Source organism: Alsobacter sp., assembly GCF_059501845.1.
Map to the genome: position 1 here is coordinate 1,820,636 of NZ_JCACDK010000018.1, position 21,107 is coordinate 1,841,742.

The 21,107-nt window shown below is 65.9% G+C and carries 14 protein-coding genes, 1 tRNA gene and 1 pseudogene; 3 read left to right on the forward strand and 13 right to left on the reverse strand.

From position 1 onward, the window contains the following. Window positions 1–68: 68 nt before the first annotated feature. Together AC5JCN_RS23460 and AC5JCN_RS23465 are read right to left on the reverse strand one after the other, a co-directional pair. Window positions 69–1,667, reverse strand: a complete 1,599-nt coding sequence (locus AC5JCN_RS23460; RefSeq protein ID WP_495757506.1) for an arylsulfatase — start codon at window positions 1,665–1,667, stop codon at window positions 69–71. Window positions 1,668–1,933: 266 nt separating this feature from the next. Beyond that, window positions 1,934–4,301, reverse strand: a pseudogene (locus tag AC5JCN_RS23465) (arylsulfatase). 182 nt (window positions 4,302–4,483) lie between these two features. On the opposite strand from AC5JCN_RS23465, the gene AC5JCN_RS23470 reads away from it, so the two are divergent. Continuing rightward, window positions 4,484–5,179, forward strand: coding sequence for a Crp/Fnr family transcriptional regulator (locus AC5JCN_RS23470; protein ID WP_495757507.1), 696 nt, complete (start codon window positions 4,484–4,486; stop codon window positions 5,177–5,179). Between the two features lie 129 nt (window positions 5,180–5,308). Here AC5JCN_RS23470 and AC5JCN_RS23475 read toward each other — a convergent pair whose 3' ends face one another. The 3 genes from AC5JCN_RS23475 to AC5JCN_RS23485 form a co-directional block, all read right to left on the reverse strand. Then, entirely contained in the window at window positions 5,309–6,877 is a 1,569-nt protein-coding gene (locus AC5JCN_RS23475; protein ID WP_495757508.1) for a DUF6538 domain-containing protein, read from the reverse strand. A 71-nt stretch (window positions 6,878–6,948) separates the two neighbouring features. Next, a tRNA-Thr gene (locus AC5JCN_RS23480) sits at window positions 6,949–7,023 on the reverse strand. 198 nt (window positions 7,024–7,221) lie between these two features. Beyond that, the gene (locus AC5JCN_RS23485; RefSeq protein ID WP_495757509.1) at window positions 7,222–7,986 is read right to left on the reverse strand and encodes an ArsR/SmtB family transcription factor; all 765 of its coding nucleotides are present in this window, start codon (window positions 7,984–7,986) and stop codon (window positions 7,222–7,224) included. A gap of 223 nt (window positions 7,987–8,209) precedes the next feature. Here AC5JCN_RS23485 and AC5JCN_RS23490 point away from each other — a divergent pair, with 223 nt between their 5' ends. Beyond that, window positions 8,210–8,530: a DUF1127 domain-containing protein gene (locus AC5JCN_RS23490; protein ID WP_495757510.1), complete on the forward strand. Its 321-nt coding sequence runs from the start codon at window positions 8,210–8,212 to the stop codon at window positions 8,528–8,530. 846 nt (window positions 8,531–9,376) lie between these two features. Continuing rightward, on the forward strand, window positions 9,377–9,784 hold the full coding sequence (locus AC5JCN_RS23495) for a hypothetical protein (RefSeq protein WP_495757511.1): 408 nt from the start codon (window positions 9,377–9,379) through the stop codon (window positions 9,782–9,784). Window positions 9,785–9,938: 154 nt separating this feature from the next. Here the strand turns inward: AC5JCN_RS23495 and AC5JCN_RS23500 are convergent, their stop codons facing one another. The 8 genes from AC5JCN_RS23500 to AC5JCN_RS23535 form a co-directional block, all read right to left on the reverse strand. Continuing rightward, a complete protein-coding gene (locus AC5JCN_RS23500) occupies window positions 9,939–10,544 on the reverse strand; it encodes a trimeric intracellular cation channel family protein (protein WP_495757512.1) in 606 nt (201 codons plus the stop codon). Window positions 10,545–10,792: 248 nt separating this feature from the next. Next, window positions 10,793–12,598, reverse strand: coding sequence for a methyl-accepting chemotaxis protein (locus AC5JCN_RS23505; RefSeq protein ID WP_495757513.1), 1,806 nt, complete (start codon window positions 12,596–12,598; stop codon window positions 10,793–10,795). Window positions 12,599–12,775: 177 nt separating this feature from the next. Further along, window positions 12,776–14,716 (reverse strand): beta-galactosidase, encoded by a 1,941-nt coding sequence (locus AC5JCN_RS23510; protein WP_495757514.1) that lies wholly within the window; start codon window positions 14,714–14,716, stop codon window positions 12,776–12,778. Continuing rightward, entirely contained in the window at window positions 14,716–15,816 is a 1,101-nt protein-coding gene (locus tag AC5JCN_RS23515) for an ABC transporter ATP-binding protein (RefSeq protein WP_495757515.1), read from the reverse strand. The genes AC5JCN_RS23510 and AC5JCN_RS23515 overlap by 1 nt, the downstream gene beginning before the upstream one ends. After that, a complete protein-coding gene (locus AC5JCN_RS23520; protein ID WP_495757516.1) occupies window positions 15,813–17,894 on the reverse strand; it encodes an alpha-galactosidase in 2,082 nt (693 codons plus the stop codon). The genes AC5JCN_RS23515 and AC5JCN_RS23520 overlap by 4 nt, the downstream gene beginning before the upstream one ends. Next, window positions 17,891–18,742: a carbohydrate ABC transporter permease gene (locus AC5JCN_RS23525; RefSeq protein WP_495757517.1), complete on the reverse strand. Its 852-nt coding sequence runs from the start codon at window positions 18,740–18,742 to the stop codon at window positions 17,891–17,893. The genes AC5JCN_RS23520 and AC5JCN_RS23525 overlap by 4 nt, the downstream gene beginning before the upstream one ends. After that, window positions 18,742–19,656, reverse strand: coding sequence for a carbohydrate ABC transporter permease (locus AC5JCN_RS23530; RefSeq protein ID WP_495757518.1), 915 nt, complete (start codon window positions 19,654–19,656; stop codon window positions 18,742–18,744). Before AC5JCN_RS23530 ends, AC5JCN_RS23525 begins: the two co-directional genes overlap by 1 nt. Before the next feature lie 82 nt (window positions 19,657–19,738). Next, on the reverse strand, window positions 19,739–20,968 hold the full coding sequence (locus AC5JCN_RS23535; RefSeq protein WP_495757519.1) for an ABC transporter substrate-binding protein: 1,230 nt from the start codon (window positions 20,966–20,968) through the stop codon (window positions 19,739–19,741). Window positions 20,969–21,107 lie beyond the last annotated feature (139 nt).

The following is a 21,107-nucleotide window of genomic DNA, read 5'->3' on the forward strand; positions in this document are numbered from 1 at the left end:
GGAGGGCTCGCTCTCCGGCTAGGTTGCCATCCCAGATATTTCGCCAGCGAACTCGCGCCCACCCCCGCTTACTGCCCCAGGCCGATGTCCTTGGGCGGAAACTTTCGGAATGTGGCGGCGTGGCCCTTCATCTCGGCGGCCAGCGAGGCGGTCCAGGCGTTCAGGCGGTGGCCGACCGTGTAGGATTCCTTGGGGTCGATGTAGAGGTTGAAGATCCAGGGCGCCAAGCCGACATCGGCGATCGTCGACATGTCGATGTTGAGGTTGAGCTGCTCGGCATTCAGCACCTTGAGATGGATCTTGTACTCCTTCATGCGCATCGCCATCAGGGTCCTCTCGTTCCACATGAAGACCTTGTCGCGGGCCGACTTGCCGTTGTCGGCGAGCAGGAACGGGGTCTGGTCGATGCCGTCGATGTAGCGGTCCGTTGGGATCTTGTCGGCTGCGCCAGCAATCGCGAGCGACGTGTTGAAGAGGTCCATGAGGTCGAACAGGTCGTCGCTCACCTGGCCGGGCGTGATCATGCCCTTCCAATAGGCGATCCCCGGGACCCGCACGCCGCCTTCCCATGTGGTGCCCTTGGCGCCGCGGAAGGGCGTGAAGCCGCTGTCGGGCCAGCTGTCCATCTGCGGGCCGTTGTCGGACGTGATGAAAATGAAGGTGTTCTCCAGCTGCCCCGTGTCGGCGAGCGCCTGCACTATCTCGCCGATATAGGCATCCACCTCGACGACGGAGTCCTTGTACTGGAACTTGCTGGCGCTCTTGCCCTTGAACGCCTTGGCGGGGAACGTGTCCGCGTGGACCTTCATGAAGGCGTGCTCAAGGAAGAAGGGCTGGGTGCCGCCGGCGAACTCCTTGATCTTCTGGATCGTGAAGTCCTTCAGCATGCCGTCGCTCTCGGCGATGTCCTCGATGCCCTTCGTCTCGCGCACCACCGTCTCGGTGCCGTCCTTGAGGGCGTGGACTAGCGAATCGCTCGCGCCGATGCGGCGGTAAGCCGCGAGCTTTTCGGGGTCGAGCACGAGGTCGGGGTAGCGGCGCTCGTCGAATTGCTGGGTGATCTCCTTTTCGGCCGCATAGTAACCGTAGAACTCGTCAAAGCCGACCTCGTAGGGGCGCATGCCCGGCAGCTCGCCGACGTGCCATTTGCCGGAGAGCACCGTCCGGTAGCCGCTCTCGCTCAGAAGCCTCGGCAGCGAAACCTCGTCCGCCCAGGGGTTCTTCGAGAGGGTGTCGCCGGCGAGGATTGGCCTGGTCAGCCCGGTGCGCACCGGCAGCCGCCCGGTCAGGATGGCGGAGCGCGTCGGTGTACAGGTCGGCTGCGAATAGGCCGAGGTGAGTTGGATGCCTTCATGGGCCAGCTTGTCGATGGCCGGCGTGGCGGCGCCGATCGCGCTTCCCCCGCCATAGACGCCCGGATCGCCCCATCCCATGTCGTCGATCACGAGCCAGAGGATGTTGGGGCGCCGGCCTTTCGCCGCCAGCAGCTGCTCCAGCTTGAGGTTCGCCGCCTGCTCCTGGGCCGGCAGCGGGACGGAGGGCTGCATGGTCGGGTTCCTGGCCACGGCCGTGCTCAGGGCGGAGGCCTGCGCATAGCACAGGCCCATGGATCCGAGGAGGCCGATGATGGCGATCGCTGCACGGCGGCTGGCATGAAGGAGCAGCATGGAGGTCGACCTCTATTTTCGGCGCGCGAGAACGCGTTTCCGGGGAGCCGGCGCAGGCAGGCCGCCGCGGGAATGGCGGTCGGTCAGGACCCTGGCCGTTCAGCGCCTGGTCGGGATGGCGGGACCGGTTCCGCCACCCCCTCTGCCCGGCGCCATCACCTTGGAGGAGCGCACCGGCGGCTTGAAGGGTTCGAAGTCTCTTCATGGAGCTCTCCCCTTGCTGATCCACTGCGTGGATCGGCTGCGCCTAGTACGGCCGTATTCTGTCATTTCAGGTCCACGGTGACGGCCGCGATCCGCCCGTCGAAGGCGAAGGGGCGGCGGTCGAAGTAGTCGAGCGAGACTGGCGAGCCGAGGTCCGTGCCGACGTCGAGCGTCTCGCTCGCCGAGAAAGCTCCCGGCACCGTGCGTTTCACATCCACCCGCATCGCCTCCGCCCCGTCGACGGCGATCGCGACGTCTGCCGCAGCGGCAGGCCGGGCGATGGTCGTGTCGACGGTAAATCGGTGCTTTCCGGGTGGCATCGGCTGCGGCGAGCGGCCGACGTACCGCTCGATCATCATCATGTTGTACTCGTAGACGAGCGAGCCCTTGTCCATGTAGAGCGACAGTCCCCCTGCGACCCCACCGAGCGCGTAGAGGACGCCCGAGGCCTGCGGGCCGACGTCAACGTCGAGCACAACGAGGTTGCTCTCGCGGCCGAGGCCCGGCGCCGCGAACTCGGGCAGGCGCGTGGTCGAGGCGTCGAACGTCCAGTGCCGGTAGGGCACAGCGATGCGTTCCTCGGGATGAAGCCGCGTCCACAGGCCGGCGCCTACCGGGAAGACCTTGTTTGCCTCGGCCTCCTTGAGGAACAGCGCCTTCATTTCCGCCAGTTTGGCGGGCTCCTCGTCGGCGAGGTCGGTCGACTCCGAGAAGTCCTTGCGGACGTCGTAGAGCTCCCAGCGATCCTTGTTCGCGTCCCATGTGGCCAGCCCCGGACTAACCGGCAGCCAGGGCACGAGCGGGCCGAAGGTGGCGGCGACCCAGCCGTCGCTATAGATCGCGCGACTGCCGTTGTTCTCGAAATATTGCGTGTGCTTTCGGCCGGGCGCGGCGGCGTCGGCGAAGGTGTAGGCCATGCTGACCCCGTCGATGGGATCCTGCTTCTCGCCCGAGACCACCGCTGGGGGCGTGATGCCGAGTACCTCGTAGATCGTCGGAACGATGTCGTTGACGTGGTGGAACTGGGCGCGCGGCGCCGCGTCGTGCTTGATCCCCTTCGGCCAGTCGATCACCAACGGGTTGCGCGTGCCGCCGAAATGGGAAGCGACCAGTTTGGTGTGGCGGAAGGGCGTACCGCCCGCCCAGGCCCAGCCGGCATGGTACATGTTGTCGGCCTTGGGTCCGCCGAGCGCATCGAGACCTCCGATGCCGTCGAGCGCCGCTAGCTGCTGGGCAACGGTGTTGGAGATCTGGTTCTGGGCCAGGAGCTCGCTGATGCTGCCGTTCTGCCCCTCCGCGCTCGAGCCGTTGTCGCCGAAGACATAGAAGACCAGCGTGTTCTCCCTCAGGCCGAGCTGGTCGATGCCGTCGATGAGCCGGCCCACCTGCACGTCCGTGTGCTCGACGTAGCCGGCGAAGACCTCCATCAGCCTTTCCTGGAACGGCCTCTCGGAGGCCGGGATGCTGTCCCAGGCGGCCATGGTGTCGGCGCGCTCGGTGAGGTGTCTCTTGCGGAATCCAGCCGATCGCCTTCTGCCGCAGGATGACGCGCTCGCGGTAAGCGTCCCAGCCCGTGTCGAACTTGCCCTTGTACTTGTCGGCCCACTCCTTGAAGACGTGGTGCGGCCCGTGTGCGCCGCCCGGCGCCCAGTACATGAAGAACGGCTTATCCGGCGAGAAGGCCTGGCGCTGATGCAGCCAGGCGAGTGCCTTGTCGACCATGTCCTCGGTGAAGTGGTACTTCGGGTCGTGCGGCGGCTCGACGGCACGTGTGTTCTCGAACAGGCGCGGCTCGTATTGGGAGGTCTCGCCGGCCAGGAAGCCGTAGAAGTAGTCGAAGCCGTAGCCCGTCGGCCAACGGTCGAACGGCCCCATCGCCGTCGTCTCGGTGGCCGGCGTGTTGTGCCACTTGCCGAAAGCCGCGGTCTTGTAGCCGTACTGATGCAGCACCTCGGCGACGGTGGCCGAGCTCTTTGGGATCACGCCGGTATAGCCGTCCCAGTCCAGAGCACGCTCAGCGATGGTACCCGAGCCGACGCGCTGGTGGTTGCGGCCGGTGAGAAGCGCCGCCCGCGTGGGCGAGCAGATCGAGGTCGTGTGGAACGTGTTGTAGCTGATCCCCTCATTGGCGAGGCGCGTCAGGGTGGGCGTCGCGATTTCGCCGCCGAATGTGTCGGGCAGCCCGAATCCGACGTCGTCCAGGAGCACGACGAGGACGTTGGGCGCGTCCTTCGGCAGGTGGTCCGAATCGGCCCGTCGGACGTGCCTGGAGTCCTGCAGCGTCGGCCCCGCGATGCTTGCCGAGGGGACCGGCGGGAAGGGAAGTACGGCGCCAGAGCCAGCTTCGGCGGCTTGGGCCGCGGCGGGGCATGCTGCGGCAAGAGCAAGGAGGCCCGAACGCAGGACGCAATGCAGTGCACGCCATGACATGGCCGGCGTCTCCGTTCACTGTGGGTTCGCTGCTCGTTCGAAGACACCCGGCGAAAGGCCGCGACCAATCAGCCGTCGACACGTGCCTTGCACCTGATCGAACTCAACCCGCAAAGTCTGAGCTTGGCTAGCACAACCTCATGCGTGAGATTGTTCGCGCGCGAACGGTCTCGGAGAGCGACATGAATTTTTCGGGGGCCCGGACCATCGCGGGGGGGCGGGGATGGCTGAGCCTCACGCCGGCCTCGTTTCGCGATGCCGTGCTGGAGCGGAGCCAATTGGTCGAGACTGATCCAGGAGGAGTCATCTATCAAGTTGGAGACGCGCCGGGAGGCCTCTACGGGCTTCTATCGGGCAGCCTGGGCATCTCCATCGCGCCCGGCGAGAACGGTCCCTATCTGGCCCACTTCGCGCAGCCGGGCACCTGGTTCGGCGAAGGTGCGGTCATCACCGGCCGACCGCGCCAGGTCGGGCTGACCGCGACCAGCGCCTGCCAACTCCTGCACCTTCCCCTGCACAGCCTGAACGAGATCCTCGGCAACGATCCGACGGCGTGGCGATCCGTGGCGCTGCTCACCACCCTGCACCTCGACGTCGCCATCGGCGCCGCGGACGACCTGATGATCCGCGGCCACCTCCCGCGCTTTGTCGCCATCCTGTTGCGCCTCGGCGGCTGCCGGTCGCACGGACCCACCCCGGAGGTGTCCGTCGAGGTTCACGTGAGCCAGAGCGACTTGGCCCACATGGCGAATGTCGGCCGGACGACCGCCAACACGATGCTCCGCTCGCTGGCTCGAGCAGGCCACATCGAGCACTCCTACCGTCACATCCGCATCCTCACTCCGAGCGCGATGCGAGCCATGCTGCGGGAGAGCTAAACGGCCAGATTCGGACCTCCGGCTGCGTGCAAGGGAAGGTCCGCCTTGGGTCAGGACCGGCCAAGCCTCTCGCTCGACGGTGTAAGGCGTCTGGCCGTCTTTCGCCGAGCCCTGCGCAAGGACCAAATTTCAATTGGGCGAGGGATACGGTGGCACCTTGCTGACCTCCCTCAGCGCCACGCCGGGCCAGAGGTCCCCGTAGCGCTGGCCCACCGTCGCAGGCGCATGACCAAGAATACGGTCGCAGATCCCTTCCGGCATTCCGACGTCGCGGGCCACCGACCTGAACCGGTGCCTCCACGCATGGTTAGGATCGATCGTCGGATCCTTCACCCCAACTTCACGAACCCACTTGGCGAGCTTCGAGCCCATCTGCGCGTAAGCGGGATCCCTTCCGCCTCGACTTGACGACGGGTCGTAGAAGAGCGGCCCCTTCCCGCAACGTGAGACAAACTCGAGGAAGCCTTGTTCGATGAGGTGCGGGTGAAGTGGCACGTCGCGGGCTTCGTAGCCCTTCTGGTTGCCAGCTTCCGGCGTGATCGTCAGCATCCATACTGGCTCCCCGCCGGGCGTCTCAACGGCCTTGACGTGACGCCCACAAGCTTGGGTGATTTCGTTCACCCGGGCGCCGGTGTAGGCGCACAACCACGGCACCCAGCGTCGCGCCGCCGCGTGATGCTTGGACGTGCGAGGGCCGACCGGCTTGGTCGTCTTCGACAGGATCAGCCGCGCCTCTGCCAGGGTGAAGCCTTGCTCGCGGAGCTTGACCTTCTTCGTCTTGGCGATCGTGACGGCCTCCGCCGGGTTGGCGGCAATGCGCCTGTTCGCGACCGCGAACGTGCAGACCCGCTTGAGCGCGGCGAGATGGACCTTGCGAATGGTTTCGTTGTCCAGGCCCGACTGGATTAACGATTCCTTCCAGCCGATCACGTCATCCGCCGTTACGTTGGCGAGGTCGTCGTGGCCGAGGTGCCCTCGGAAGCGGTCCAACACGGGCTTCCAGCGCTTGACGGTATTGGGCGCCGGTTTGGCTTCGGCGACGTAGGCACCCCAGATCTCGCCGATCCGCGCCGACCTTTTCGGGGATGCCCATGCAGGAAACGACGCTGCCACGGCATCGGGCGTGTAGTCGCCTTCGGCCGCACGACGAAGGCGCATCGCGGCGGCGACGGCGGCCTTGGACGCGAGCTGGGCCGCTTTCTGAAGGGCGTTGGAATCGACTTCCAATCCTTCCGCGGCCAGCCGACGGCGTAGCGCGTAACGCAAGCGCGCAACGACTGGGGATTCGCCTGTCAGGCCTGCTTCGGGACGCTGGACGTCCAAGGTTTCGATCGATGCCGGTCTGGCGAGCGCCTCCCAGCGGGAAGGATCGCCCGGCTCGTCCTCGTGACGCGCGACCGTGTCGCGGTAAACCTCTCCGGCAAGCGCAACGAGCTGCTTGTGGGACAACTCGATCCGTTCCTTGGCCGCCTCAATGCCCGCCCGGCTTTCAAGTGCCTGCCACTTTGCCTCAACGTCGGCGTGGATCTCCGCGTGACGGCGCTTGGCTTCGACAGGGTCCTTGGTGCCGAGGCTCCGCTTCTCCTCCCGCTTGCCGACAAGGGCGCGAAGCCGGTCGGGGACGCGCCGGCGGTAGAGGTAGACGCCCGTCTTGGCGTACTTGATCGGCCCGGGGCATGAGAGGACCACGTGTACCACCCTTGTGGACCAAGGTGGCGCTCACCAATCCATGCCTGGCCTCAAGTTTCGGTAATCCTTCGCAAAAGGACTGGTGCTGCCGGAGAGGATTGAACTCTCGACCTCTCCCTTACCAAGGGAGTGCTCTACCACTGAGCTACGGCAGCATGGCCGCGCGGGGCGGGCCGCGGACGGCGTGCTTGTGCGATGCAGGGGCGGCTTTGTCAACCTTCTGCGATGCCCGTGGTTGCCGCTGTGTTCCCGGCTCGCGGATCTGATCCGCACTGGTCCCGGGCGGGCTGCGGCACCTCTCGACGTCGTAGCAGGCGAAGTTGCATGTACGGCACCCGTCCGACCGGATCGGGTCAGGGCAAGGCCCGTTCCAACAGGGCGGCATCGGCCTGCGTGAGGCTATCGCCCGCTTGCACATCCATCGTGACGAGCAGCGAAGTCCGGAGGGCAAGACGGCCCTTCGGCGTCAGCGTGACGGTTCGTCCTGATGACCGTCCCAGCCAGCCCTTCTCGAAACACAGGGTGCAGATGGCGGCGCCCACGGCGCCGGCCAGGTGGGGACGCCGCTCGCTCCAGTCGAGACACGGACGGCAGAAGATTCCGGGCCCGCGGGCCTGGTCGGGGTTGATCCGCGCGCCCAGGCCGACGAGATGATCGATCCCGGGCCGCGTCAGCGCCGCGCCTTCCATGGAAAGCTCGAGAAATCCGCGCTGGACGAGACCGTCGGAGATCTGGACCGCAAGGCTGCCGGCGAGATGGTCGTAGCACGTGCGGGCGAACCGGAGCGCGGGGTCGCGGGGGCCGACCACGACCGGCTTCGATGAACGCCGGGCCGCCGCCAGTTCGTCTGAAAGGGTCCAGAGCTGCTCGATGATGCTCGCCACCGCCGGCGAGGAGATCCGGAAGTACCGGTATCGCCCCTGCTGGCTCGCCGTGATCAGGCCTGCGCCGCTGAGCTTCGCGAGGTGGCTGCTCGCCGTCTGCGGCGCGACGCCGGCGCAGCGCGCCAGTTCTGTCGCGGTCAGTGCGCGGCCGTCCATCAGCGCATCGAGTATGCTGGCCCTGGCGGGGTCGCCCATCAATGCAGCCAGGACCGCGAAGTCCGTGGTGCTGCCCATCGATCCCTCCGTTCAGTGCCCGCCAGCATAGGCGGCCCCGCAGGCGCGTCGCTACGAGCAAGATCGAAACGCTCGCGCAGGCCACCGCGGTAGTCCTCGGACGGGACCATGCGAGGTTGCCATGACACCGAAACTCCAAGTCCACACTACGCCCGGCTCGGCAGGGGTCCGCGACCCGGCCGGACGGTCTAGCGGCGCCACACGTTCGAGGAGCCGGGTGCCCATGCCCGGCATCGTCCCGTTCGCACGGGCAATAACGAACGGCGCCACGACGGCTCCCACGGCGGGTGCGTCCCTCCGCCTGCAAAGCGTTCGCCTCGTCCGAATCGTCGTTTCCGTCATCGCATGGCTGCGGCCGGGTTTGCAGCGTCTGGTTGCGGAGGCCCACACCAGGCGCGCACTGATGAAATTGGATGACCGTGCGCTCAAGGACATCGGGCTGAGCCGGTCAGACATCGACTGCGTGTCGAGAGCACTGGGGAAGCGATCTGAGTTCGATGCGCGTGGGGAGGGAAAGGGGGCGTTCCATCGTCGACCAATATGACTGACGAGAGGCGGATCGCTGCTGCAGGTCAGCCTTGGTTCGTCCCGACTGGTTGGGAAACCGCACATTTCTCTCGTCCCGCATTTTGGAGCTGGACCACCGCAAATCCGGACAGAATGCCGGACTTGTCCGCCCTAGGCCCGCGGCGGGGCAGCTTCGGGAGGCTTCGAAAGCACCCAGCGGTTGGACAGCCTCTGCGCGAAGACTGACTATCCGTTACAGACAGAAATCGGCGCTTTCTCTGAATTCAAGATCGGAGTACAGTCACATCATGACTGTTTGGTATTTTGTAGAAGAGTGCTTTGTATTCGGAGTATCTGCCAGAAGCGCATGCCAAATCACAGAAACAGAAGATCTGGAGAGCGAAATGCGCAGGAGGCTCTTTGGAAATCATACGCGACCAGCTATGAAAGTTCGCACGGCAGGCCCGCATTGGAGCAGCGGCCGGCCGGCATCCCAGTCATCGGGCGGACATCACACGCCCTCGGTGCCCTCCGGGTCACCCGCGAAACGTGACGTCCCCGGCAGCATCGTCGACCAGGAGACTGTGCTGGAGAGACCCGCAGGTGCCGGTGGAGCGGTCACCGATCTCGTGGGCTTTGCGTTCGTTCACATGGATTGAAGACTGGACAAGGCGCAGGACTTTCCACGGCCCTTTTGTCTGCCTAAAGAATTCAGTGAATGATCCAATGTCTTAAGTTTGGCGTGGCTCGTTAGACGCGGCGGTCGAGGCATGTCCGGATAATATCCGCAATTGATTTCGACGTGTGTGCGTGTCGTGTGGCATCGCACATCGCAGGGTCGTATTTCATTGGACAATGGGTTTTACGATCAAGGGAGAACGCCATGAAGGCCTATCTCTTCGTCTTCGCTGTCTGGCCTGCCGCACTCTTGGCCACCGCTCTCAGCATTTCACTTGCGCCGCCGGATGCCACGCGGGAAGGGCAGATTGTCCTGGAGAGGGCGCCGTTCTGTGAGTTCTTCGTCGTGAAGTCGGGAAACTACTACGTCTTCGTCGCCGACAGGGGTGGCTGGGTGATCGCGCTTGCGGGAGGAAACATCGTGTCGGGACCGTTATTCGCGGTCGGTCCCCGTGAGGTCTGGATCGACAAGCGCGCCCGCCTTCAGGTGCAGATCAAAGGCTGGGTGATGAGCTGGACGTCTGCCATGAACCGTTTCGACGAGGAATGCGATCCGAATGCGACAAACCCGTTCGGATCGGGAGCCGACTTCCTTCATGCTCCTCTTGGTTAGCCGTTGCATGTCCGGTCTTGCAAGATCAGCCGGGTGCTGATCCGGGCAGGTCAGGCATTGCGGCTGCATGAGGGCTGGTGCGGGGGCTCGCGTGGGTCACGAGCCACGTTGCCGGCCTGAGGGGCGCCGTCGTGCATCTGCACGCCTGCAATGGTCAGCGCGGTTCTGCAAGCGGCAGATGCCAGTTCTGCTTGAGTGAGAGCAGCCGCAGGCCGATGGCAAGCGTGGCGCCGAGCGGCGCGCCGATGATGTCGGGCACCCCCATCGACGCTCCGAAAGCCAGCAGTGCGGCTCCCGCAAGGGCGGCGAGTGCGTAGATCTCGCGGCTCAGCACCATGGGCGTACGGGCCGTGAGCACGTCCGCCGCGATCCCGCCCCCGATGGCCGTGATCATCCCCAGAAGGGCGGCCATGGGCGGCGACAACCCGGCATCGAGCGCCTTGCGGGCGCCGAGCACGCAGAACAGGCCGAGGCCGATCGCATCGAACAGCGCGACCGGGCGCGACAGACGCACGATCCAGCGATAGGCGAAGAAGCAGCTGGCTCCGGCGGCCACGGCGAGTGCCAGCGGATACCAGGTGAGAAGTGCTGCCACGGGCGTCGCGCCGATCAAGACATCGCGCAACATGCCGCCGGAAACGGCCGCGACAAAGGCCAGGAAAACCACGCCGAACGAATCCATCCGGTTTTGCACCGCCCTGACGCCCCCGCTTAGTGCGAAGGCAAACGTCCCGACGGCGTCGAGCATGGTGACCAGCACTGTCCTGCTCCTTGATGTCTGACCCGTACTTGCGGCTGACCCGGCGGCGTTTCGACGTCGTCTGCGCCGCTTATCAGGTGAAGGTCAAGCCCAAGTCGCTTTCATCGCACTTTCCGGCATGCTCCACGCCGATGGTCGCCATCTTCCTCGGCCCGGCAGCGGGCGAAGCTTCGATTGGCAGAAGGGGTCACCTTCGCGGCGCTGCACCAACCGACGGCCGTGCTCGCGCGCCAGACTTCCGGCCGCCTTCAGCTGCCGGGAGAAATTGCAACCATCCGCTTCACTTCGGAGCGCACGCGCTCCCCGAAACGGGACGTCGTCGCAGAGACTGCGTCGGCTGAAACGGCCACGGCAATGGCGCTTTGGTGAGCGGAAGAGGAGGCGCCCTGAACCGCGGTGATGGACTGCACGACGCTGTGCATGCTCGTGGCCATCTGCTCGCTGGCCCGCGACAGTGCGACCGTCGCCTCGTCCTGCTCGCCCAGGGCGTCGTTGACGCGGTCAGAGACCGAATTGAGATCGCCGACGATGTGGAGGATGCCGTTCATCGCATCCTGAGCCCCGGCGGTGCGCTGCTGCAGCAGCGTGATGCGCCGTCCGATATCGGCCACCGCCTGCTCTGCAGCGCCGGCGAGCGATTTTACTTCGGTCGCAACGACAGAAAAGCCCCGCCCCGCCGCTCCAGCTCGCGCGGCCTCGATCGTGGCGTTCAGGGCCAGCAGATTTGTCTGCTGCGCAATACTGCTGATCAGCTTCAGCACATGGTCGATCTGCCGTGTCGCCAGCGACAATGCGTCCATTTCGCCCTGTGCCAGCGCGGCGTGCGATGCGGCCCGTTCGCTGATCACGGCCGTCTGGCCGGCCGCTCCCCGCATTGAAGCGATCGACTCGCCGAACTGGGCAGCGACGTCGGCCACAGTCGCGGAGCAGTCTGACGCCTCGCGGATCAAGGTGGCGATGTCCAGCGACGATTGGTGCGTCTGCTCGCTGTCGGCCCTGATCGACGAGGCGGCCCGAGAGAGCTTTTCGACCGCCATGGTAACTTCGACGGCGAGGCCGTTCAGCTCGGCGTCGAAGTTCTGCGCGGCCTCGCTGATACGGGCCGCTTGGGCCAGGTTGCGGCGGTGCTCTTCCATCCGTTCTTCGGCACGTCGGGCTTCCGCCTCGAACGCGCGCCGCTCCGCCGCCAGCACGGTCTGAGTTTGCCGGTTGATCAGGCGCAGAACCGTCCAGCCCAGCGAAAGCAGCAGGACGAGCGCGAAGGCGAGCCCCCAGGCCATGCGGCCGATGATGGCAAGTCCGGGCCGGCGCACGGACCATGACAGCTCGGCGACCAGGCGCTGGTTCAGGTCGCGGACCACGAGCCCCGGTTCGCCGGCCGCGAGCCGCAGGTCCTTGTAGTCGAAGACGGTGCCGATTTCGGACAGGAAGGAGGCATCGATGTCGAACACCGCGACGAGGATGGCCGGCGGCGCGAGCGCCTGTCCCGGCAAAACGTCCGGCACGATCGTTTCGACGACCACGATCGCAGGCAGGTCTCCGAGCCTGCGCACGTCGGAGATCGTCCGATGCTCGGCCGTTTCGTTGTTTCCCAGAGCGATGATGGTGGACTGTACCTGCGCCACGAGGCCGCTTGCGCTGTTTGAGCCGCGGACAGCCTCGATCATGTCCGCTACCGCAGGACGGACGATGCTTTCGAAGGAGCCCTCGCGCGGGAATTCCATCAGCATCGTCCCGGAATTCATTGTGACGAAGACGCCGTCATAGCCCAGCAGGCCTTTCAGGTATTCGCCGTAGAACTGCCGCATCCAGCTCCGGCTGGGCTCGATGACGGTGTTTCTGTACGCATCACCCCATACGGTCTGCATCTTCAGTTCACGCGAGAGCGACAGGCCCTTGTAGCGCAGAGCCCGCAGCAGCCCCTCGCTCTGCCTGTTCAGGGCGATCTGGTCGGTCTGCGCGCCCGACCACGCGAGGGACAGCGCAAGTACGATGATGGAGGCGAAGAGCAACGCTCCGATACTGGCCGGCACGACGTTCTTGACGAATGCCACGCCGTTCCCCCGCCTTGTGGCAGGATTCGGAAGGACCTGTCGCAGTGCTCGTCGCATTCCTCCATCTGAAACACGACGGCTGAAGGCTGGGTTAAGCTTGCAGGCCACGCGATTGCCTGCATGACTGGTATTCACGAACGCATGGTTGAGTTTGTGAGGTTTCCAGATCCGGCCCGGCTAATTGCCGTCGTCACGCCAGACGGTGACACCACGCGGCTGGACGGGATTGCTGCCGAGAAGCGGATTGCCTGGCAGGGGGGCCTTCCACGGGTCCGTGCCATAGTTGAACGCGAAGCGCAGCGGGCCGAGGCGCCTCAGGCGCACGGCCTCGGGCAGGTCCAGGACAGAAAGACCTGCGTGCGTCGCGGCGTGGCGCAGCAGGACGGCCAGGGTGGGGAGATCTGGCCAGAACCCGACATAGATCCGGCCGCCGCTGGATACGATCGCCGGCCGCCCGTCCTCGAACACGGACAGCGGCGCCGCGTCGCTCTCGATGTGCTCGACCCAGCGCTCCGCGGTGCCCGAGATGGTGCCCGACACGCGCTTCGTCACTCCCGGCCGGAGCGAAGACACTTCGGTTATCCGCAGGGGTAATTGGTCCTGGAGCACCCCGGGGGGAAGCCCGTCGGGTATCGAGAAGTTGCGTGTCTTCGACCCGGTGCGCGGACCGAACACGACCGTTGCATCCGCTGACGCGAAGGCAGATGCAGCTGCATCCGTGAGGATCGGCAGGCTCGGAGCGACCACCAGCTGGTAGCCGTCGAGGGGCGCGCCCGGGCGTACGATGTCGATGTCGAGCCCGAGCCGCCGCAGCGCCTCGTACCAGCGGAAGACGAGCTCGACATAGTCGAAGGTCAGGCCCTGCGGTTGCGTCTGGCACACCCAGGCGGCCTGGTAGTCGTAGACGAGGGCGACCTGGGCCCGCGCCGATGCCGGAAGGGTCCCCAGCGTGGCGAGATCTTCGGCAGCCTGCCTGGCCTCGTGACCACCGGGGGAGAGCTCCTGCAGGCTGGGCAGGTTCAGCCCGGCATGCATCTGCTCCTGACCCCAGGGCGCTTGCCGCCAGCGGAAATAGCTCACCACCTCCGCGCCATGCGCGTGCGCCTCCAGCGTCCACAGCCGCACCATTCCCGGCGCGGGAATGGGGTTGAATGGCGCCCAGTTCACCGGCCCCGGCTGCTGCTCCATCACCCAGAAGCGCCCGTTTCCAACCGCCCGGTAGAGATCGTGGTGAAACGGGGCAATGTCGGGATGCGAGGTATCGTGCCACTGCCGGCGCTCGGCGTCGCTGAAGGGGAAGCGCTCGACGAAGCCGATGGGGTAGGAGTCCCAGGAGGCGAGGTCGAGATCCTCGCCGACGTCGAAATGGTCGAACTCCGTGAAGAAGCCCATGTAGTTGTGCGTGATCCAGCGCCCCGGAGAATGGCGCCTGATGATCTCGACCTGCAGGCGGTTATAGGCCCGCACCTGCTCGGACGCGAAGCGGCGAAAATCCAGCCGCGCCGCCGGGTTGGCCTCGGTGACGGTCAGGTTGGGCAGGGACACTTCCTCGAAGGTTCCGACCTCCATCGACCAGAACACCGAGCCCCACGCCTCGTTCAGCATCTCCGGGGTCTGGTAGCGCCGGCGCAGCCAGCTGCGGAATGCGGCGGCGTCGACGGCCCCCCAGGACAGCACGGTGTCGTGGCAGCCATACTCGTTGTCGGTTTGCCAGCCTGCGAGGCCGGGGTGGCCGCCGTAGCGCTCGGCCATCGCCTCGACCACGCGCGCGCTCTCGCGAAAGTAAACCTCCGACGAAAAGCTGTAGTGGCGTCGCGAGCCGAAGCCTCGCGGACGCCCGTCCTCTCCCACGGGCACGATCTCGGGATGTTCGTCCATCAGCCATTTCGGCGGCGTCGCCGTGGGCGTTCCCAGCACGATGCGGAGCCCCGCGCCGCTCAGCACGGCGAAGGCCCGGTCCATCCACGCCCAGTGCCAGTCGCCGCGGCGCGGCTCCAGCCTGGACCATGCGAACTCGCCGATGCGGACGAAATCGATGCCGAGGCCGCGCATGCGCCGGGCATCCTCCACCCAGAAGCGCTCCGGCCAGTGTTCAGGGTAGTAGCAGACGCCCAGCATCAGTCTTCCAGTCTCGCATTCAGGATCGCGGCACCGCCCTCGTCGAACAGGTGGCAGGCCTCGGTGGGAAGGCTGCAGCGGCGGACCTCTCCGACGCGGCCCTTGGCAAGCCCATCGGCACGGACGGCGAGTTCCACTCCACCCTCCAGCGACAGGTAGAACATCGTTTCCGAGCCCAAATGCTCGGCGAGGCGCACAGGGCCGCCGAGCACCCCGGATCCGTCCGCGTCCATGCGGACGTGCTCGGGGCGGATGCCGAGCGTGACTCTGCTGCCGAGCGGGAGGTGGCGTGATGGGCTCGGCAGAGTGACGGACGAGCCGCCCGGGAGCGACACGGTCATGCCTGCGGCGTCGCTGGACACGACCTGTCCCGGCAGGAAGTTCATCTTCGGTGAGCCAATGAACCCGGCCACGAAGACGTTGCGCGGCCGGTGGTACAGTTCGAGAGGCGACCCCACCTGCTCGATCGTCCCTCCGTTGAGCACGACGATGCGGTCGGCCATCGTCATGGCCTCGACCTGGTCGTGCGTCACGTAGATCATCGTCGCCGCGAGGCTCTGGTGAAGCTTGCCGATCTCGGTGCGCATTTGCACCCGCAATGCGGCATCCAGATTGGACAACGGTTCGTCGAACAGAAACACTTTCGGCTCGCGCACGATGGCGCGCCCGATGGCCACGCGCTGGCGCTGGCCTCCCGAAAGTTGCGACGGCTTGCGATCGAGCAGGGCGCCGAGCTGCAGCATCTCCGCCGCCCGGCCGGTTCGCTTCTCGATCTCGGCGCGAGGATGCCCAGTCATCCGCAAGCCGAAGCCGATGTTGTCGCGGACGGTCATGTGCGGGTAGAGCGCGTAGGACTGGAACACCATGGCTACGCCGCGCTGGGCGGCGGGCACATCGGTCATGTCCGCTCCGCCGATCTGCAGGTTTCCCGTCGTGATGTCCTCGAGCCCCGCGATCATGCGCAGCAGCGTTGACTTGCCGCAGCCGGACGGGCCGACGAAGACGCAGAACTCGCCCTCCGCGATGTCGAGGTCGACGCCCTTGATGATCTCGACAGCGCCGAACGCTTTGCGGACGCTTCGCAAATTCACATGGGTCATTCCCCGTCTCCCTCGATCCGGGTGATTTCCAGCACGCACCCGCTCTGCGGCCGCAGCATCGGCAGCGGCAGTCCCGAGGCGGTGAGCATCGCGGCCGATACGGCAGTCTCCCCGCCCAGAAACTTGCGCTGGGCGGCGCTGACGCGGACGAAATCTGGCGTGGCCGGTGTGCAAGTTGCAATCCGCCACTCGCCTCCGCCGGCAAGGCCGGCAGGCAATCGCAGCGGGGGAGGCTGCTCGCCCATCATCTGTGGGCCCTGGGCCATCACCAGGACGATGGTCTGGTTGTCCGACGCCCCCCAGGCATAGCGGCCGTCGATGGGCTCCAGATGGAACTGTCGCCCTTCGTGCGTAACGGGGCGCAGCCGCTTGTGAAGTGCGATCCAGCCCTGAAGGCAGGCCCGCTCTTCATCGGTCAGCTTGGTTGGGTCCAATTCGATGCCGAAATGGTAGGCAAAGGCGACGAGCGCACGAAAGTCCAGGCTGGCACTGCGGTGCGTCTGGTGGTTGGGCGACGCGGACACATGGGCGCCGAGGATCTCGGGCGGGAAGAAGAGGCGCGCACCGCGCTGGATCTCCAGCCTCGCCAGCGCGTCCGTGCCGTCCGATGTCCAGATGCGGTGCGTGCGGGCGAGGACGCCATAGTCGGCCCGTGCCCCTCCCGAGGCGCAGCTCTCGATCTCCAGATAGGGGTGAGCGGCGCGGATCCTGTCCATCAGGGCGTAAGCGGCGCGGGTCTGGGCAGAGACGAGGGTACGTCCCATGGCATCGGCCCCAGGCGCGAGGTCGCGGTTCATGTCCCACTTCAGGTAGTCGATCGGCGTCGCGTTCAGCACCAAGTCGAGCGCGTGAAACACGTGGTCGGCGACCTCCTGCCGGGCGAGATCGAGGACCAGCTGCTTGCGTGAGCGCAGGGCCGCGCGACCCTGCACGCCCAGCACCCAGTCGGGGTGAGCCCGGTAGAGATCGCTGTCGGGGTTCACCATCTCGGGCTCGACCCAGAGGCCGAACTGCATGCCGAGGCCGTGGACGTGGTCGGCGAGGGGTTTGAGGCCGTCGGGGTACTTGGTTTGGTCGATGGTCCAGTCGCCGAGGGACGTCGCGTCGGAGTTGCGCCGTCCGAACCAGCCATCATCGAGCACGAAGCGCTCGATGCCGAGCGCGGCCGCCGCGTCCGCCTGCTCCATCAGCGTCGGCAAATGATGGGCGAAATAGGTCCCCTCCCAGGTATTCAGCATCACGGGGCGTGGGGTGATCGCGCCGCCCGGCCAGGTCATCAGGGCCTTGAGGCGGCTGCGCAGTCCCTCCGCGTCCGGTGCGAAGAAGGCGAGGGGGCTGCTATACGCCTCGCCCGGCCCAAGCCGCATCTCGCCGGGCCCGAAGAGTTCGCCGAGGTGGACGAGCCGCCTGCCGTCGTCGAGCCTCTCGATCGCGACGACGTGGTTTCCGCTCCAGCCGAGATGTGCTGCGAGGCTGCCCGCAGGAGAGGAGAGAATGACGCCGGGGAAGCGGTCGTGTGACGTTCGTCCGCGCCGGTTCTCCTGAAGCCAGAGGCTGGCAAGCAGAGGCTCGCGTCCGGTCTGGAACTCGCGGCCCCACATGCCGGTGAAGCTGGTCAGCTCGGCCGGTCCCTCCGGAAAGATCATTGCCCCCGCCATGCAGCGGTCGAGGGTGAAGACGCCGTCGCCCGTGTTCGTCAGGATGGTGCGAACGGATAGGGCTCCGTCGGAGATCGAGAGGTCGAAGGCGAGGTCGATCTGTGCGACCTCGTCCCGGCCCGACAGCCTGCCACTGCCCTGGTCGCCCTCGAAGCGCCAGTTGCCGAAGGCGAGCACGCTTGCGGCCCCGTCACGGTGGCCAGAGAGGCCCGGCCATCCGAAGGAGCCCATGCCGTGGACGGGCAGCAGCGTGGCGGATGGCACGTCGGCGTCCATGCCGCTGTCGCGGGTGGCCCGTTCTCCGGCCCAGCGGACGCCGGTGGCATCCGCACCGAACGCCAGGATCTCCGGCATGCCTTCCTGCGGCAGGGCCAGGGCGAGCGCCAGCGCGCCATCCGAAAGGTGCAGCGTGCGGGTCATCCCTTGGTCGCCCCGAGGGTGAGGCCGGCGATGAAGTGCCGCTGCATCAGGAAGAACATCGCGACGGGCGGCAGGGCGGCGACGATTGAGCCGGCCGACACGAGGTGCCATGCCGCGACCCACTGACCGTTCAAGGAGTTCAGGCCGGCGGTGACGGGCATGGCGTGCTGGCCCTGCACCATGACGGTGGCCCAGAAATAGTCGTTCCAGACAAAGGTAAAGACGAGAACGGCGAGGGCCGCGATGGCCGGGCGCATCAGCGGCAGAACGACGTGCCGGAAGATCCTCCACTCGGAAACGCCCTCGATCCTGGCGGACTCAATGAGGGCGAAGGGCAGGGTCTTGATGAAGTTGCGCATGAACAGGGTGCAGAACCCGACCTGGAAAGCGGAATGGAACAGCACGAGCCCGAGGACCGTGTCGTAGAGCCCGGCACGGACGCTGAGATCCCGCACCGGCACCATCAGGATCTGGAAGGGGATGAAGTTCCCGGCGACGAAGATGAAGAAGATCCACAGGTTGGCGCGGAACCGGTAGGTCGACAGCGCAAACCCCGTCAGGCACGAGAGTGCGACGGCGAGGATGACGGTTGGGATGGTGATCTTGAACGAGTTCAGGATGTAGAGCCCGATGGGACTGTCGCGGAAGACGGCGCTGTAGTTTTCGCCGCCCGCGAAGTAGCTGGGCCACCCGAAGTAATTGCCCGCGGCGAGGTCGCCTGCGGGGCGCACCGACGTCACCGCCACCCCGATCAGCGGGATAAGCCAGATCACGAGCGCGATGGGCAGCAGGATCTGGTAGCCGGTGCGGACTGCGGGGCTGGCCTTCTGGATGGGAGAGGGAAACATCAGCCGTTCCTCTCCTGCTGCAGCATGCGCGCGATGAAGAAGGTGATGAACACAAGCATGATGAGGAACAGCACCACGGCAATGGCCGCGCCGTAGCCCATGCGGAACCCGTATTCCGACAGCGCCTGCTCGTACATGAAGTAGGAGAGCACGCGGGTGGAGCCGTAGGGGCCGCCATGGGTCATGACGGAGACGAGGTCGAAGGAGCGCAGGGCGCCGATCACGGTCACCACCACGGCGATGAAGGTGGCCGGGCGCAGCTGCGGCAGGACGATGTGCCAGAGCATCTTCCAGCCCAGCGCATTGTCGAGCCGCCCGGCCTCGACCAACTCGGGGTTGATGGCGTTGAGACCGGTGAGATAAAGGATCATCACATAGGCGATCTGCGGCCAGAGCCCGGCCGCGATGATGCCGTAGGTGGCGTAGCGCTCGTCGGCCAGGATGGCCACGTCAGAGCCGGTCAGGCCCTTGATGACCCCGGACAGAAGCCCGAAGTCCGGTGCGTAGAACCACGTGAACATCAGGCCGACGACGACCTGGCTGATGACGAAGGGAAAGAAGAACAGCGACTTGTAGAGCCTGATGCCGAAGACGGTCTGGTTCAGCAGCAGCGCGATCGCCAGTCCTGCCGGTATCGCCAGCAAATAGAGCACCAGCCACAGCACATTGTTCTTCAGCGACGTGTAAAAGCTGTCGTCCTGGAACAGCTCGGCGTAGTTCGCCAGCCCGATCCAGGTCTTCTCGCCCAGCCCGTCCCATTCGTGGAAGCTGATCCAGATGGACTGGCCGATGGGCGCCACGACATAGACGGCGAAGAAGATCAGCCCCGGGGTGAGGAAGAGCCAGGGCGCCAAGGCATACTGCGAACGGCGGCGCCGGGGAGGCGACGCCGGTGCGAGGCCGCTGGTCTTCATGGATCCACCCTCCGGCGAGGCGTCCCGGCCGAGGCCTGCCGGCCCGCGTACCGCCGGAGCGGCCGCGGGCCGGCCAGTGTCCTCACTTGTAGACGCGGGTCCGCACCTTCTCGAGGTCGGCGAGGATGGCGTCCTGCTGCTCCGGGCGGACCATGAACTTCTGGAAGCCTTCCATGCCCGCCTTCGCCATCTCCGCCGGCGCGTCGCGGTCGAAGAATTGGGCGAGGCCCGCGGCAGTGGAAAGCGTCTCGAAGCCGGCGCTGAGGAACTTGTCCTCGGGCTTGGGCGCCTTGTTGTTGACCGGCAGTTGCCCCAGCGTCGCGTTCATCTTGGCCTGCACCTCGGGCGAGGAAATGAAGGCGAGGAACTTGCGGGCGTCGCCCTTGTTCTTGGCGCCGGACGGGATGTGGAACGTGTCCGTCGGGGCATCCTCCGCGCGCGCCACTCCAGCGGTGATCTCCGGGAAGGGCAGGAAGCCGATCTGTTCGGCCTTGAGGCCGCCGGCCATCATCGGAGCCACGGCGAAGTTGCCCATCAGGTACATCGCCGCCTTGCCCTGGACGAAGAGCGGGATCGCGTCCTGCCAGTCGAGTGCGGCGTGGTTGGCGACGAAGTAGCCGGGCTTCACCAGTTCGCCCCACTTGTCGAACACGGCCTTCACGCGCGGGTCGGTGTAGGGCACCTTGCCGGAGGCGAGGTCCATGTGGAACTGGTACCCGTTGGTGCGCAGGTTCAGGTAGTCGAACCAGCCTGCCGTCGGCCACAGCGCCTTGGTGCCGATCGCAAATGGCGCGATTCCGGCGGCCTTCAGCTTCGCCGAGGCAGCGACGAGTTCAGCCCAGGTCTTCGGCGGAGTGATGCCGTTCGCCTGGAAAATGTCGGCGCGGTAGTAGATGCCCCACTGGTAGTAGGTGTAGGGCACGCCCCACTTCTTTCCGTCCATGGTCATGGAGGGAGCCGCCGACTTCAGCGACTCATCGAGGCCGTTCTGCGTCCAGACATCCGTGACGTCCTCGAACAGGCCGGCCTTCACCTGCGGGCCCATGCGGTTTCCCGCGTACCAGGCCGCGATGTCTGGCGGGTTGGCCTTCAGGAAGTTGTTGATGGCGGCCTTGTAGCCCTCGTGGTCGAAGTTGTTCCACTTCACCTTGACGTCCGGGTTCGCCTTCTCGAAGTCGGCGATCACCTGCTCCATCGCCTTTTTCGGCGCGGGATCGGAGTGGTCGGAATTGATGATGAGTTCGCCGGCAAAGGCAGACGAAAGGGACAGGACGGCAGCGAGCGTCAACGTCCCCATGATCTTGAGGCGCATGTGAATTCCTCCCTCGGGCCATCGGAACGGTGGCGCCGGAACCGGCCGCGCTTTTCTGAAGGCGGTCCTTGGCGATTGACGATGCGCCGGCGTGGACTACGCTTTCTACCGTATTCCCGGCCTTCAATTCCGGATTCCT

Coding starts and splice junctions, on each gene's coding strand:
- AC5JCN_RS23460 (WP_495757506.1), bottom strand. CDS start 1,667: ATGCTGCTCCTTCATGCCAGCCGCCGTGCAGCGATCGCCATCATCGGC.
- AC5JCN_RS23470 (WP_495757507.1), top strand. CDS start 4,484: ATGAATTTTTCGGGGGCCCGGACCATCGCGGGGGGGCGGGGATGGCTG.
- AC5JCN_RS23485 (WP_495757509.1), bottom strand. CDS start 7,986: ATGGGCAGCACCACGGACTTCGCGGTCCTGGCTGCATTGATGGGCGAC.
- AC5JCN_RS23490 (WP_495757510.1), top strand. CDS start 8,210: ATGCCCGGCATCGTCCCGTTCGCACGGGCAATAACGAACGGCGCCACG.
- AC5JCN_RS23495 (WP_495757511.1), top strand. CDS start 9,377: ATGAAGGCCTATCTCTTCGTCTTCGCTGTCTGGCCTGCCGCACTCTTG.
- AC5JCN_RS23510 (WP_495757514.1), bottom strand. CDS start 14,716: ATGCTGGGCGTCTGCTACTACCCTGAACACTGGCCGGAGCGCTTCTGG.
- AC5JCN_RS23515 (WP_495757515.1), bottom strand. CDS start 15,816: ATGACCCATGTGAATTTGCGAAGCGTCCGCAAAGCGTTCGGCGCTGTC.
- AC5JCN_RS23520 (WP_495757516.1), bottom strand. CDS start 17,894: ATGACCCGCACGCTGCACCTTTCGGATGGCGCGCTGGCGCTCGCCCTG.
- AC5JCN_RS23525 (WP_495757517.1), bottom strand. CDS start 18,742: ATGTTTCCCTCTCCCATCCAGAAGGCCAGCCCCGCAGTCCGCACCGGC.
- AC5JCN_RS23530 (WP_495757518.1), bottom strand. CDS start 19,656: ATGAAGACCAGCGGCCTCGCACCGGCGTCGCCTCCCCGGCGCCGCCGT.
- AC5JCN_RS23535 (WP_495757519.1), bottom strand. CDS start 20,968: ATGCGCCTCAAGATCATGGGGACGTTGACGCTCGCTGCCGTCCTGTCC.